This is a genomic window from Gordonia sp. LMA167 (assembly GCF_058130025.1).
This window is the reverse complement of the sequence record NZ_CM176708.1, coordinates 6462273-6476612: the sequence shown is the minus strand read 5'-3', so window position 1 is coordinate 6476612 and position 14340 is coordinate 6462273. Positions and strand designations below refer to the sequence as shown.

The following is a 14340-nucleotide window of genomic DNA, read 5'->3' as shown; positions in this document are numbered from 1 at the left end:
TCGGAGATCAGGAGCACGGTGTGAGCGAAGTTGTCGAGAGCACGGATGCACCGAGTGTCGAACTCGGCCGACGTGCTGCCGCACGAGCCGAGTCCAGGATGCTCATCGACGGCGCATTGGTGGGCGCCGCCGACGGCGCCACGTTCGAGAACCGCAGCCCGGCCACCGATCTGGTGCTCGGCGTCGCATCGGCAGCCGGTGTCGTCGACATGGAACGGGCCATTGCGGCCGCCCGACGCGCCTTCGACGAATCGGACTGGTCGACGAACCGCGCTCTCCGTAAGCGGTGTCTCGAACAGTTCCAGGCCGCGATCGAATCAGAGAAGGAAGACCTGCGGTCCGAACTCGTCGCCGAGGTAGGTTGCCCCGTCATGGCGACCCAGGACGCCCAACTGGACTGGCCGTTGGCCGAATCCTTGCGCTATCCGGCATCGTTGATCGACGACTTCGAATGGGAACGAGTCCTCGACGGCGGCGGGCTGTTCGGTGCGCGTAATGTGCGGTCCGTTGTCCAGGAGCCGGTGGGAGTGGTCGCCGCGATCACCCCGTCGAACTATCCGATCGAGGTCATCCTCAACAAGTTGGGTCCCGCACTCGCCGCCGGCAACACCGTCGTACTGAAGCCCGATCCCAACACTCCCTGGAACGCCGCACGATTGGGTCGCCTGATCGTCGAGAAGACCGAGTTTCCGGCGGGCGTCGTGAACGTCGTGACGACGCCGGACAACGAGGTCGCCGGGTTGCTCGCAACTGATCCGCGGGTCGATCTGATCTCGTTCACCGGATCGACCGCTATCGGGCGGCTGCTCACCCGTGAGGGTGCGGCGACGATGAAGCGCACCTTCCTCGAACTCGGCGGCAAATCGGCGATGATCGTGCTGGAGGATGCCGATCCGGGCAAGGTGACCATGGCGGCCGTTGGCTCCTGCTCGCATGCCGGCCAGGCCTGCGCGGTCAACAGTCGTCTGCTGGTGCATCGATCGCTCTACGACGAGGTCGTGACCAACGTGGTCGCCGCCTACGAGATGATCCCGGTGGGCGACCCGGCGGAACCGGGGACTTTCGTCGGTCCGTTGATCAGCGCGGCACAGAAACGACGAGTTCTCGCCGCGCTCGATGGGGCGCGACGTGACGGTGCCGAATTCCGTGTCGGCGGAGGCGAATACGCAGGGTTGCCGGAGCATCTTCGGAACGGGCATTTCGTGGCGCCCACCATCGTCACCGGCCTCGACAACTCGGCTGCGATCGCGCAGGACGAGATCTTCGGTCCGGTGCTGGTGATCATGCCGTTCACCGACGACGAGGATGCCGTACGAATCGCGAACGACACTGCATTCGGCCTCGCCGGTGCGGTCCTGTCCGGCAGCCTCGACCGTGGACTGGGCGTGGCCCGTCGCATCCGGACCGGCGCGCTCGGCGTCAACGGCGGCATGTTCTACGGTGCTGACGCGCCGTTCGGCGGCTACAAGAACAGTGGTGTCGGACGGCAGTGCGGCCGCGAAGGATTCGGCCAGTACCTGGAAACCAAGACCATCGCACACCGAGTGCCGCGATCGACCACGTGAGTCGGACGGACAAACGTCCCGAGAACACATACGTAGAAAGGCAGCATCGAATGGGAAAGCTCGACAACAAGGTTGCTCTGGTCTCCGGGGCCGCACGAGGACAGGGGCGCTCGCACGCGGTGAGTCTGGCCGCGGAGGGTGCACACATCATCGCGCTCGACATCTGCGCTGACCTCGAAGGCAACACATATCCCCTTGCGCGGCCCGAAGACCTCGAGGAGACAGCCCGATTCATCGAGAAGGAAGGCGTGCGCGTCCACACCGTCATCGCCGACGTGCGGGAGCGCAGCGCGGTGTGGACCGCGATCGCCGAGGGCGTCGCGCAACTGGGTCGGCTCGACATCGTCGTCGCCAACGCGGGTATCTGCCCGATGGGCAAGGGTCAGACCCTGCAGTCGTGGTCGGACACCATCGACACCGATCTGGCAGGCGTCTTCAACGTGATCCAGGGCAGCATTCCCCACCTCGGGGAGGGCGCGTCGATCATCGCCACCGGTTCGCTGGCGGCGCAACTGGGCAGTGCCACCAACCAGGGTCCGGGTGGATCGGCGTACAGTCTGGCCAAGCAGATGGTTGCCAGATACGTCAACGATCTCTCGGTCCAGCTGGCCAGGAAGAACATTCGCGTGAATGCCGTTCATCCCACCAATGTGAACACCGACATGCTGCACAACGAGGGCATGTACCGGGTCTTCCGCCCCGACCTCGAACATCCCACCCGGGAGGAAGCCGAGGCCGCGTTCCCGGCCATGCAGGCCATGAAGGTGCCCTATATCGAGCCGAAGGACGTCTCGGAAGCGGTGGTCTTCCTGGCCAGCGACGCCGCCCGGTATATCACCGGAACGCAGCTGCGCATCGATGCCGGCGGCTATGTGAAGTCGGTGCCGTGGAAGGGATGACAGTGACATCGACGTCTGAGGTGATCGGATTCATCGGGGCCGGGCAGATGGGTGAACCGATGGTTCACCGGCTCCTCGGCGCGGGACACAAGGTCGTCCTGTACGCCCGCCGGGACGAAGTTCGCGAGCGGCTGTCGGAGGCAGGCGCTGTGCTCGTCGATTCGATCGCCGACGTCGCACGCCGCGCCGACATCCTCATCCTGTGCCTGTTCTCCGACGCTCAGTTGATCGAACTCGCCGGTGGTGCAGACGGTTTCATGTCCAACGCACGGCCAGGCGCCGTGATCGTGACGCACACGACGGGCACCGTGAGCACCCTCGAGCAGCTGATCGCCGAACATCCCGGTGGGCCGGCTCTCATCGACGCCCCGGTCAGTGGATCCGCCGACGACATCACCGCCGGGAAGCTGACGGTTCTGATCGGTGGAGACGAGGCGGTCGTCGATCGCGTCGAGCCCGTGCTGGCTTCCTACGCGGATCCGGTGGTGCGAACCGGTGATGTCGGGACGGCGCTGAATCTGAAACTGGTCAACAACCTGTTGTTCGCGGCCAACGCACAACTCGTCTCTGCGGCAGTCGAACTCGGCGAACGCCTCGGCATCGGCACCAAGGAGCTGTTGTCGGCGGTCGAACTGTCCAGTGGGCGCAGTCACGCTCTGTCATCGGTGAAGCTGCTCGGCGACGTGGCCACCTTCGCCAAGGTGGCGTCACCGTTCCTGCGCAAGGACGTTGCCGCATGTGTCTCGGCGGCCGACGCGGCGGGCGTCGAACTCGGCTGGCTGCGCTCGGTGGTCGACGGTGGACCGCTGGAACTGTCATGAAAGGCGCGATCCGTGAGTATCGTTGACCGAACCGACCGGCATGCACCGACGGACCATGCGCACATGTCGCAGATGCTCGACTCCCAACGGCAGTCCTTTCTCGCCGACGGACCGCCTGACGCGGCTATCCGGCGCAATCGGGTCGATCGTCTGATGGCGATGATGGTGGACAATTCCGACGCCATCGTCGAGGCCCTGGTGACGGACTTCGGCAGCAAGTCGAGGCTGGGCACGCTGTCGACGGAGATCGTCGGGTCGATCGCACAGATCGAACACACCCGCTCGCATATCCCGAAGTGGATGCGTTCTACCGCACTGCTTCGCGCCGGCCGGGCGTTCGGTCTGCGCGCCGAGGTGCAGCCCTCGCCCCTGGGCGTGGTCGGCATCATCGGGCCATGGAACTTCCCGGTGCACCTCGTTCTGGTACCCGCGGCCGCGGCGCTCGCGGCGGGTAATCGCGTCATGATCAAGATGTCCGAGGTCACCGCGGCCACCGCCGATCTGATGCAGTCGCTGGCCGGGCGATACTTCGCGCCGACCGAACTCGTCGTGGTCACCGGTGGTGCCGATGTGGCCGCCGAATTCTCCGCGTTGCCGTTCGACCATCTCTTCTTCACCGGTTCCCCTGCCGTCGGCAAGCTGGTGCAACGAGCCGCCTCGGAGAATCTCGTGCCGGTCACCCTCGAACTCGGTGGCAAGAACCCGGTGGTGGTCGCGCCCGGCGCCGACATCGAGCGATCTGCCAAACGGATCGCCCTGGGGCGTATGGTCAACGGCGGTCAGGTGTGCATCTGCCCGGACTACGTGTTCGTTCCCGATGGCAAGGTCGACGAGTTCATCGCCGTTGCGACACGGACCCTGGCGGAGGCCTTCCCGTCGGTGGTCGGTGATCCCGAGTATCCGGCGAGTGTGAATCAGGCGAACTTCGACCGGGTGGTCTCGCTCATCGACGACGCCCGGGACCGCGGCGCCCGTATCGAATCGGTTGTGCCATCGGGGGAACAACTCCCGGACGCTGCCACGCGCAAGATCGCACCGACGATCGTCACCGACGTCGACGAGACCATGACAATCGCAGACGAGGAGATCTTCGGACCTGTTCTCGTGGTGCGGCCCTATCAGATGCTGTCCGAGGTGATCGGGTACGTGAACGACCACCCGGCACCGCTGGTCACCTACTGGTTCGGTGCCGACGACGCAGATTTCCGTGCCTACCTGCGCAGTACGCGCAGCGGTGGTGTGGCGCGCAACGAGTTCGGTCTGCACATGCTCCCCTCGGGGGCACCGTTCGGTGGTGTCGGCAACAGCGGCATGGGCGCCTACCACGGCAAGGCCGGTTTCGACACCTTCAGTCATCGCCGCACCATTGTCGGCTCCGACCTTCCGTTCATGCTGACCACGTCGACCGCCGTCCAACCCTTCGGGCGGGGCGCACGACGACTTGCCGACCTGAGCCTGGCGACCGCACGCCGTCGGACGCGCAGGCGACTCGCCGACAGCGGGCGAACTCGCACCCGGCCGACCCGCGCCGTGACCGACCATGAGGTGACGACATGAGCGTTTCCCTACTACTCGAGATGGCTTTGTCCGCCGACCCGGACCGGGTGGCGATCGTCTCCGATGACACCGAGGTCACGGTGGCTGATCTGCAGCGGAAGGTCGAGGCGGCCGCCCGCCGCATCCGGGCGAGCGGCGCCGAACACGTCGCGTACGTCGGTACCGGTGGAATCATGCTGCCGCTGCTCATCTTTGCGGCCGCCGAAGTCGGACGTGCCTTCACTCCGCTGAACTACCGATTGGGCGAAGCGGCGCTGCGGGAGTTGATCGAGCGGCTGCCCGAACCCGTGGTGATCGCCGATCCGGAATACGCCGACGTCGTTCGCGGAGCCGGGCGTGCAGTGATCCAATCAGATGAGCTGCTCACCGTCGCCGTATGCGCCGACGATGTGGATGGCGCGACGTCGGATGTCGCCAACGAACCCGACGATGTGGCGGTCGTGCTGTTCACCTCCGGCACCACGTCTCGGCCGAAGGCGGTGGAGCTCACGCACGGCAATCTGTCCAGCTACGTGATGGGCACGGTCGAATTCGCCTCGGCCGCAGCCGATGATGCAGTCCTCATCTGCGTGCCGCCTTACCACATAGCAGGCGTCGGTGCGGCGCTGTCGAACATCTATGCCGGCCGGCGCATGGTCTACCTACGCCAGTTCGACCCCGTGCGGTGGCTGCAGCTGGTACGCGATCAGCGCATCACCAACGCGACCGTCGTCCCTACCATGCTCGACCGCATCGTGGCGGCACTCGACGATGACCCGATCGAACTGCCGACGCTGCGCTCACTGGCCTACGGCGGCTCCAAAGTGCCGTTGCCCCTGGTGCGCCGGACGATGGAACTCCTCCCACACGTCGGATTGGTCAATGCCTATGGTCTCACCGAGACCAGCTCGACGATCGCCGTCCTCACCCCGGACGATCACCGGGAAGCTCACGGCAACCCAGACTCCACGGTCGCACGGCGCCTCGGGTCGGTGGGTCGGGCGGTGCCCGGCATCGAGATCCAGATCCGCGACGAGAACGGTACGGTGCTGGGTCCCGGGCACCCCGGTGAACTGTTCATTCGCGGCCCCCAGGTCTCCGGGAAGTACACCGGCATCGGCTCGGTCCTCGATGCCGATGATTGGTTCCCCACCAGAGATGTCGCCAGCTGTGATGCCGACGGCTACCTGTTCATCGGCGGACGCTCCGACGACACCATCATCCGCGGCGGTGAGAACATCGCGCCGGCCGAACTCGAGGACGTGATCGTCGAACATCCCGACGTCGCCGCGGTCGCCGTGATCGGCGTCGACGACGACCGGTGGGGACAGGCGATCGTCGCCGTCGTCGTCGCACGGAACGTGACGGCACCCGACCCGGATGACCTGCGCGCCTTCGTCCGGTCGCGCCTCCGAGGTTCCCGCACCCCCGACCGCGTCGTGTTCCGTGAGGAGTTGCCGGTGACACCCACCGGCAAGCTGTTGCGGCGCGTCCTCGTCGATGAACTCAGTCCCGCCCCGGCCGAATGAGTCGGCCCGAACAACCAAGGAGCACATGATGCTGACAACAGGCACCCGCCTGCAGAGCCAGGTCTGCGACACCCAGGTCATCGTGATCGCCGCGACGGACTCGCTCGACGATCTGCGGTGCGGGGGCGTCGCGATGGTGGGGGTCGGCGAGACGGGCGCCGATGGTGGTCCCATCGACGACCGCTTCGCCGATGGGACCACGCTGGGGAAACGCTACGTCGACGACTCCGGTGCCGAGGTGCTGGTCACGAAGGCGGGGGCCGGATCGCTGTCGGTGGGGGACTCCCCACTGCGGTTCAAGGAATCGAAGGCGTTGCCCGCCAGTGACTGACGGACGCGCCACGGCGATCGTCGGTCAACGGTTCAGCCATGCACCGCACAGGTCGTCGGTGGAGGTGAGCGTGGCGAGCAGCGACAGTGTGTTGTCGAGGACCGCCTGTCCGTAGTCGGCCGGGACGCCGGCCACAGCGTCCCGGGGTACGACGACCCGATAGGCCGCGTTGACCGCGTCCATCACCAGATTCGGGATCGCGATGTTGAGCGAGACACCTACGGCCACAACGGTGCTCACGCCGAGATTGCGCAGGATCGCGTCGAGGTCGGTGCCGCCCATCGGCCCGAGACCGTGCAGACGGTGCAACACGAGGTCGGTGGGTTCGGGACCGAACTCGGGCAACAGGGCGGCGCCCGGGGTGCCGGGCGCGATCGACACGGCATCCCGGCCCATCGCGAACAGCTTGGCATTGCGGTTGGAACCGCGGCCGTCGTCGCGTCGCTGGACCAGGCAATGGATCACCGGCACTTCGGCGTCGCGCGCCACCTTCAGCAGCCGCGCGATGTTGGGTAAGGCCTCCCGGCGCGCTTCGTCGGCGAGCGTTTTCAGTCCGGCGTCGGGCCCGACCACCGCCCCCTGACACTCTTGCGTCACCAGCGCGGTCCGGGCCGGGTCGACCAGGTCCGCGAGCCGCGTCGTCATACGCCGGCCTTCTCGGTGACCGGTGGCACCTCATAGAACTGCGTGGCCCATTGACGCATGGCCATATACGGTTTGGCGTCGATCCGGGCGAGGGGCGGCCGCTCGACATACTTCTGGTAGCGCCAGATGCCGAGATCCTCGAAGACGGTGACCAGGAATCGGCGCTCGACCTTCTCGCGGATGTGTTCCGGCGGCACGTCGGATTCGGCATCGCGATCCAGTGGCCACCAGATCGAGTAGAAGAGGTCGGAGTGGCCGTCGTCGACCGGTGTGCAGGCGAAGATGAGCCGATGATTCTGCGCGCCCTCGAAGGCGCTCATCGCGTAGCCGAGACCGGAGAAATGGCTGTGGATGCGCAGCGCCATCTTGTCCGGATCGTCGCTGGTGGTGTCGGGCCATCCGGTGAGGAAGCGCCACTCGTTGTCAACGGCCTCCCAGTCGAGGCAGACGGGCGTGACCGACGCGCCGTGGACGTAGCGGAAGTGTGAGCTGTCCGGGCCGTTCTCCGCGACGATCTGCGGGTGGACCGGTTCGTACTCCGCCTTGCGGGAGAACTCCGGATAGATCCGGTAGTAGCTCTCCGGACCGGGCGTGATCTCCGGGAACTTGGTGAATGGATCGGGGAGTTCCCACTGTGGCGGCTTCCCGTCGGGTTGGTACCACATGTAGACCACACCATGCTGTTCCTGAACCGGGTAGACGCGCAGCTTGAGCAACTTGTTGGGCCGATCGGGCTCGTACGGGATGAAGCGGTTGGACCCGTCCGGGCCCCACTGCCACCCGTGAAAAGGGCATTCGACGCAGTCGCCGACCACCTTGCCGCCGTGCCCCAGATGCGCGCCCAGATGTTTGCAGTGGCCGGTCATCACGTGCAGCTCGCCCGACTCGTCTCGATAGGCGACGAGATCCTCGCCGAAGTACCGTAGCGCCCGGGTCTGCCCCTGCTCGAACTCGGGTGACCACCCGATCACGAACCATCCGGTGACCTTCCAGGTGAACGGTACTTCCATGTCGAACCTCCTCGGGCGAGTCAAACTGGCCGTGGGGCGTCGGGCCGACATCGCATCAATTACTGTTGGTCTTACAGTAACTCAGCCGCCGACGAAGGGGAACGGATGAATGCGCAACACCTACAGATCGACTCGGGCGTGGCGAGCCGACTCGCCGGCGTGCCGGACGCGGCAACCGACGTCGAGCGCCGAGGTTTTGACGGCTGCTGGGCCGGGGAGACCAATCACGACCCCTTTCTGGCTCTCACGCTGGCGGCCGAACACACCTCGCGCATCGAGCTGGGCACCAACATTGCGGTCGCCTTCGCCCGCAACCCGATGTCGGTGGCAAGCCTTGCCTGGGATCTGCAGGACTATTCGCGCGGACGGTTCAATCTGGGCCTCGGCACGCAGATCAAGCCGCACATCGAGAAGCGTTTCGGCATGCCCTGGGGCGACCCGGTTGCTCGCATGCACGAATTCGTCGAAGCGCTGCATGCGATCTGGGATGCGTGGCGGGATGGCACGAAGCTGCGATTCGAGGGTCGGTTCTACACCCACAAGATCATGTCCCCGATGTTCACCCCTGAACCGTCGGCGTTTCCGGCTCCGCGGGTGTTCGTCGCCGCCGTCGGGGGCAGGATGACCGAGATGTGCGGGGAGGTCGCCGACGGTCTGCTGACCCATCCGTTCACCACCCGAGAGTTCCTGGACCAGGTGACCGTACCGACCCTGCGGCGTGGGCTGGACCGCGCGGGTCGCGATCGCAGCGAGTTCCAGTTGACCGCACCGGTCTTCGTCGTCACGGGTGAGAATGAGCGGGATCTTGCGGAGTCGGCGGCCGCCACTCGCCGCCAGATCGCCTTCTATGGATCGACGCCGGCGTACCGAAAGGTTCTCGAGCTGCACGGTTGGGGTGACTTGCAGACCGAGCTGCACGACCTGTCGCTGGCCGGCGAGTGGGAGACGATGGGCTCGCTCATCACCGACGAGATCCTCGCGACGTTCGCGGTGGTGGCGCCTGTCGACGGTGTGGCCGATGGTCTCCGTACGCGCTGCGACGGCGTGATCGATCGGGCGGTGCCGTCGTTGCCCAAGTCCCTGTCGGCCGACGCGGTCATGCAGATTCTGGCGGATCTCCGCGCAGACATCCCCGAGGTCGTCTGACCACCGACAGAACCCCGGACCTCGCCGACGGAACCCGAGATCGCGCCGACAGAACCCCGAACCTCGCCGACGGAACCCGAGTTCGCGCCGACGGAACCCGAGTTCGCGCCGACGGAACCCGAAATCGCGCCGACAGAACCCAAGGTCGCGTCGTCGGAACCCGGTGAGGGATTCTGTCGGCGCAATCCTGGGTTCCGTCGGCGCAATCCGGGGTTCTGTCGGCGAGATTCGGGGTTCTGTCGGCGAGATTCGGGGTTCTGTCGGCGGGATGCGGGTGGCTCAGCGCTTGGAGCGCTGCATTCCGGTGGCCGCCTTGATCTGCTGCTCCCAGGCGGCGAGCTTCTGCTCCGCGTTCGACTCATGCTTGCTGAGTGCCCGGATGCTGACGTCGTGATCGGCCGAGGCGGCGCGCAGCGCCCCCACTGTCGCCTGCTCCTTGGGCACATGCTTGAACGGGTCGAAGGAGTACCAGTTCATCGCGTTCTGATGCGTCATCTTGTTGATCTCGTCGTCGGGCACCTGCTCGGCGTCGAAGACTCCACCGAGCTCCTCGGGAGCGCCGGGCCACATCGAGTCACTGTGCGGATAGTCCATCTCCCACGAGATGTTGTCGATGCCGATCTGGTGGCGGAGCTTGACGCCCAAGGGATCGCTGATGAAGCAGGTGAGGAAGTGCTCGCGGAACACCTCGCTGGGGAGCTTGCCGCCGAAGTCCTGCAGCGTCCAGGTGGCATGCATGTCGAAGGTACGGTCGACGCGTTCGAGGAAGTACGGAATCCAGCCGGTGCCGCCCTCGGAGAGAGCGATCTTGAGGTCCTTGTACTTCTTGATCGGCTTGGACCAGAGCAGGTCGGCGGCCGCCTGCACGATGTTCATCGGCTGCAGGGTGATCATGACGTCGGGCGGTGAATCGGTGGCCGGGATCGACAGCCGGCCCGACGAGCCGATGTGCACCGACAGCACGGTATTGGTCTCGACGAGCGCGCGCCACAGCGGCTCCCAGTAGTCATCGTGGAAGCTCGGATAACCCAGCGCGGCGGGGTTCTCGGTGAACGTGAGCGAGTGCACGCCCTTCTTCGCGACGCGCCGGACCTCCTGCGCACACAACTCGGCATCCCAGATCACCGGCAGCGCCATCGGGATGAAACGACCGGGGTACGCGCCGCACCATTCGTCGATATGCCAGTCGTTGTAGGCCTGCACCAACGCCAGCGAGAAGTCCGAGTCCTCGGTGGCGAACAGTCGCGCGGCGAATCCGGGGAACGAGGGGAAGTTCATCTGCGCCAGCACGCCGCCGGCGTTCATGTCCTTCACACGTTCGTCGACGTTGTAGCAGCCGGGTCGGATCTCGTCGAGGCCCTCGGGTTCGAGGCCGTACTCCTCCTTGGGGCGGCCGGCAACGGCATTGAGGGCCACGTTGGGGATGATCCGATCACGGAACTTCCACATGTCGGCACCGTTGTCCATGTGCACCAGCCGGGGGGCGTCGTCGGCGTACTTCGCCGGCAGGTGGTTGGCGAACATGTTCGGCGGCTCGATGATGTGGTCGTCGACGCTGATCAGGATCATGTCGTTCTTGTCCACGTCGGTACTCCTTTCTGAGTCCTCTACAGTATGTCTTACCATAGCGGGCTTCGGAACCGCTTGGACGAGGAAGAATCGAGAGCTCAGGGCATTATGGCGGTGCGCATCACGGGCTCTGGTGCGGCTTGACGGGAGTACAGGCCGCGGCGCAGGGCGGTCAGCAATACGTTGCGGGTCTCGCGCGGGTCGATCATCTCGTCGAAGCCCATGTGCTCGGCGGAGTTGTAGGACGCGGCGAGCTCCATCTCGCGCAACACCGTCGCGAAGTCTTCGCCGACTTTGGCGGCCTGTCCCATTGCTGCCGCGCCCATCGCACCCATCGTCGCGCCAGGATATGCAAACGTCGCGACCTGATCGTCGAAACCCAACAGCGACATGACCATCGACCCGAATCCGAACGCCTTGCGAAGCGTCACGTGCAGTTTGAGGGTGGTTGCCGTGGTCTGCGCGGTGAACATCCGGGCGCCGCTGCGCAATACGCCACTTTGTTCCGAATCGCTGCCCGGGAGCATGCCGGGATTGTCGGTGAGGAAGATCAGCGGAAGGTGGAACGCGTCGGCCACGCTGATGAAGTGGGCCGCCTTGTCGGCGGCATCGGCATCGATCGACCCCGCCAGTACCAGTGGCTGATTCGCGACCACGGCGACGGGATGACCGCCGAGGTGGGCGAGTGCGCAGATGATGGCCGGGCCGAACTCCGGCTGGACCTCGAACCAGTCCGGCCGGTCGAACACAACGTCGACCACGTCGCGGGCGTCGTAGACGAACTTGTTGTCCCGCGAGATGATGTCGAGCAACTCGGGTGTCTCGCGCGGTTCGCAGGTGTCGTCGACAGGCTGCGACGGGGGATAGGACCACGCACTCGAGGGAAAGTACGAGAGGTATCGGCGAATCGCGTCGAGCGCCGATTCATCGTCGTCGGTGACGTTGTGGACCACGCCGCTGGGCAGGGCGACGTCGGGTCCGCCGAGGTCTTCTTTCGAGACATCCTCGCCCGTGGACTGTTTCACCACCGGCGGCCCCGCGGTGAAGATGGCGCCGTGCGGACTCATCACGGAGAAGTCGCAGACCGGCGAGACGAGTGCGCCGTGTCCGGCGGACGGGCCGAGGACCCCGGAGATCAACGGCACCTTTCCTGAGCAGCGCGCCTGTGCGAGCAGGTCGGTGGGGGTGCGCCCATAGTGGTCGCCGGTGGGGCGGAAACCGGCACCCTCGAGCAGCATGATCATCGGCACCTTGGTGCGTAAGGCCAACTCGGCAAGTCGATATCGCTTCGAGTTGCTGCCCGGCGCGATGGTCCCGGCGAAGGTGGTGAAGTCCTCGGCACCGACGAGGACGGGGCGCCCGTCGATCTCGCCGGTCCCGGTGACGATGGCGTCCGCCGCGATGTCCCCGCCGACCAGGGTGCCGAACTCCTGGAAGGTTCCGGGGTCGAGCAGGTAGTCGATGCGTGCCCGAGCATCGAGCTTTCCCTTGGCATGGTGCTTGGCGAGCCGCTCGGGACCGCCCATCCCCCAAGACGTCTGCCGTCGGCGTTCCAGATCGTGGAGTGTCTCGGTCCAACTGTCCGCGTACGTCACCTGGCTGCCCTCCAGTGGCCGACGATGTTTGATGCCGCTTTATAAATACACTGTTGTTTTATCAGAGGGCTGGGTGCGTCACAAGGCTGTCGGGGATGACGTCGATAGCATCCAGCAGATCGAAAGATGTTCCACCGCTTGGCCAATAGGAGAAAAGCAGCACGACTCTGACTCATGCATCGGTGTCGGACGGGGACAGCGTTCAGTGGTGACCGGAGGACGCTATGGGATCGGATTCGTAGATCTGGCGCAGGATCTCGTCGAGAGCGGGATCATCATCGCGGATGACCTCGGCCTGCGCTCGCCACGTGTGCAGTTGCCGTCGTCGCTTCTTGACCTCGGGCATCGCCAGTTTGGAGTGTGACGCTGAACTGAGGCTGCTGATGTGCGAATCGATCTCTTTGAGGGTTTCATCTCGGCGCATGCGTTGGTCCTTCGCTCGATGGTGCCGATCGAATCACGCGGTCGCCAGCGCCGGTGGTTGGGCCGCGGCGGGATCCGGATTGGCGATCGGCAGGCCCATGAAGCGTCGTGCGTTGTCCCCCATGAAGTCCCAGGTGCGTCTGGTGTCCATGCCCTCGGCGTAGCGCCAGAAGCCCTTCGGCTCGGGCAATCCCTCCGGGTGCGGGTAGTCCGACCCGAACATCACCTTGTCCCAGCCGACCGTCTCGACGACGTCGGACACCGATCCCTCCCAGAACGGGCTGACCCAGATGTTGCGACGGAACACGTCGAGCGGATCCTCGGGGAAGTTCTGCGGCATCTTCTTGGTGAGGTCGGCCAGGTCGTGGAACAGGGGATGAATCCACGAACTGCCGTTCTCGACGCTCGCTATCCGCAGTGCGGGGAAGCGGGTCAACGTGCCGTGGCAGATCAGGCTGCCGATCATGTCGGAGATCTCGCGGTGGCCCAGTGCCAACCACCGGAACGAGCTCATCGCCATGAAGTTCTTCGTGTTCGGCGGCTCCCACCTGTTCACGTACTCGTCGAGCGGTGGCTGGCTGGCGTGCAGAACGATCGGGAGGCCCGAGGCCTCGACGTCGCGCCAGAACGGATCGAACTCGGGTAGGGCGGGCGACCGCCAACCGTGCAGGCCCTTGACCGGCGCCGGCTTGATGAGCGCGACCTTCGCGCCGTTGTCGAGGATGTACTCGAGTTCGCGACGCGCACCGTCGACCTCGGCGCAGTTGATGATCGGGGTCGAGAACACACGATCCTGGTAGGCGTACGTCCAGTGCTCGAGCATCCACTCGTTGAGCGCGTGGATGATCGCCAGCGTCAGTTCGGGATCGTCGGCCGCTGAGTGTTCGACGAGGCTGGCCAGCGTCGGATAGTTGAGACACTCGGCCACGCCCTGACGGTCGAGCTCGGCGACCCGGTCGGCGGGGTTGCGCGTGGCCGCGGGCGCGTCGATGGCCTTGCCCTGCATCTCGCGCAGGGTGAGACCCTCGGTGTTCTCGCCGGCGAAGAACTTTTCGTGCGCGCCGGGCGCTGCGACGCGGTCGAACGTGGGGTTCGGGATGAAGTCGGTGATCCTCCCGTTGATCGCGATCCGGGTGTGACGTCCGATCTGAACGTACTGAACGGCCTGCCTGTACTGCTCCGGCAGGTACTTGGTGAGCGCGTCCGCCGTCTCGTACATATGCGAGTCGGCGTCGAAGATCGGCGCGTCGGTGGACTGCGTCATGTCCGCC

At 65.5% G+C, this 14340-nt stretch carries 13 protein-coding genes; 7 read left to right on the top strand and 6 right to left on the bottom strand.

The genetic code is table 11. The features are described from left to right. Positions 1-20 precede the first annotated feature (20 nt). The 6 genes from ACVT6V_RS29080 to ACVT6V_RS29055 all read left to right on the top strand — a co-directional run bounded on the left by ACVT6V_RS29080 (position 21) and on the right by ACVT6V_RS29055 (position 6681). Positions 21-1565: an aldehyde dehydrogenase family protein gene (locus ACVT6V_RS29080; protein ID WP_489897517.1), complete on the top strand. Its 1545-nt coding sequence runs from the start codon at positions 21-23 to the stop codon at positions 1563-1565. A gap of 50 nt (positions 1566-1615) precedes the next feature. Beyond that, positions 1616-2464: a mycofactocin-coupled SDR family oxidoreductase gene (locus tag ACVT6V_RS29075; RefSeq protein WP_489897516.1), complete on the top strand. Its 849-nt coding sequence runs from the start codon at positions 1616-1618 to the stop codon at positions 2462-2464. A gap of 2 nt (positions 2465-2466) precedes the next feature. Further along, positions 2467-3285 carry an NAD(P)-dependent oxidoreductase gene (locus tag ACVT6V_RS29070; protein WP_489897515.1) on the top strand — a complete coding sequence of 273 codons (819 nt, stop codon included), beginning with the start codon at positions 2467-2469 and terminating at the stop codon, positions 3283-3285. A 72-nt stretch (positions 3286-3357) separates the two neighbouring features. Then, complete coding sequence (locus tag ACVT6V_RS29065) at positions 3358-4842, top strand: aldehyde dehydrogenase family protein (RefSeq protein ID WP_489901058.1); 1485 nt, start codon at positions 3358-3360, stop codon at positions 4840-4842. Continuing rightward, positions 4839-6350 (top strand): class I adenylate-forming enzyme family protein, encoded by a 1512-nt coding sequence (locus tag ACVT6V_RS29060; protein WP_489897514.1) that lies wholly within the window; start codon positions 4839-4841, stop codon positions 6348-6350. The genes ACVT6V_RS29065 and ACVT6V_RS29060 overlap by 4 nt, the downstream gene beginning before the upstream one ends. A 28-nt stretch (positions 6351-6378) precedes the next feature. Then, on the top strand, positions 6379-6681 hold the full coding sequence (locus ACVT6V_RS29055) for a hypothetical protein (protein WP_489901057.1): 303 nt from the start codon (positions 6379-6381) through the stop codon (positions 6679-6681). Between the two features lie 24 nt (positions 6682-6705). Here the strand turns inward: ACVT6V_RS29055 and ACVT6V_RS29050 are convergent, their stop codons facing one another. Both ACVT6V_RS29050 and ACVT6V_RS29045 read right to left on the bottom strand, forming a co-directional pair. Beyond that, positions 6706-7326, bottom strand: a complete 621-nt coding sequence (locus ACVT6V_RS29050; protein WP_489897513.1) for a cysteine hydrolase family protein — start codon at positions 7324-7326, stop codon at positions 6706-6708. Further along, complete coding sequence (locus tag ACVT6V_RS29045; RefSeq protein ID WP_489897512.1) at positions 7323-8336, bottom strand: Rieske 2Fe-2S domain-containing protein; 1014 nt, start codon at positions 8334-8336, stop codon at positions 7323-7325. The genes ACVT6V_RS29050 and ACVT6V_RS29045 overlap by 4 nt, the downstream gene beginning before the upstream one ends. A 105-nt stretch (positions 8337-8441) precedes the next feature. Between ACVT6V_RS29045 and ACVT6V_RS29040 the strand changes: the two genes are divergently transcribed. Then, positions 8442-9482: an LLM class F420-dependent oxidoreductase gene (locus ACVT6V_RS29040; protein WP_489897511.1), complete on the top strand. Its 1041-nt coding sequence runs from the start codon at positions 8442-8444 to the stop codon at positions 9480-9482. Between the two features lie 279 nt (positions 9483-9761). On the opposite strand, the gene ACVT6V_RS29035 is transcribed toward ACVT6V_RS29040, so the two are convergent. From ACVT6V_RS29035 to ACVT6V_RS29020, 4 genes are all read right to left on the bottom strand, one after another. Further along, positions 9762-11066, bottom strand: a complete 1305-nt coding sequence (locus tag ACVT6V_RS29035) for an amidohydrolase family protein (RefSeq protein ID WP_489897510.1) — start codon at positions 11064-11066, stop codon at positions 9762-9764. An 83-nt stretch (positions 11067-11149) separates the two neighbouring features. After that, the gene (locus ACVT6V_RS29030) at positions 11150-12646 is read right to left on the bottom strand and encodes an acyl-CoA carboxylase subunit beta (protein ID WP_489897509.1); all 1497 of its coding nucleotides are present in this window, start codon (positions 12644-12646) and stop codon (positions 11150-11152) included. 202 nt (positions 12647-12848) lie between these two features. Beyond that, positions 12849-13070 carry a hypothetical protein gene (locus ACVT6V_RS29025; protein WP_489897508.1) on the bottom strand — a complete coding sequence of 74 codons (222 nt, stop codon included), beginning with the start codon at positions 13068-13070 and terminating at the stop codon, positions 12849-12851. A gap of 33 nt (positions 13071-13103) precedes the next feature. After that, the gene (locus tag ACVT6V_RS29020; protein WP_489897507.1) at positions 13104-14333 is read right to left on the bottom strand and encodes an amidohydrolase family protein; all 1230 of its coding nucleotides are present in this window, start codon (positions 14331-14333) and stop codon (positions 13104-13106) included. Positions 14334-14340: the final 7 nt, after the last annotated feature.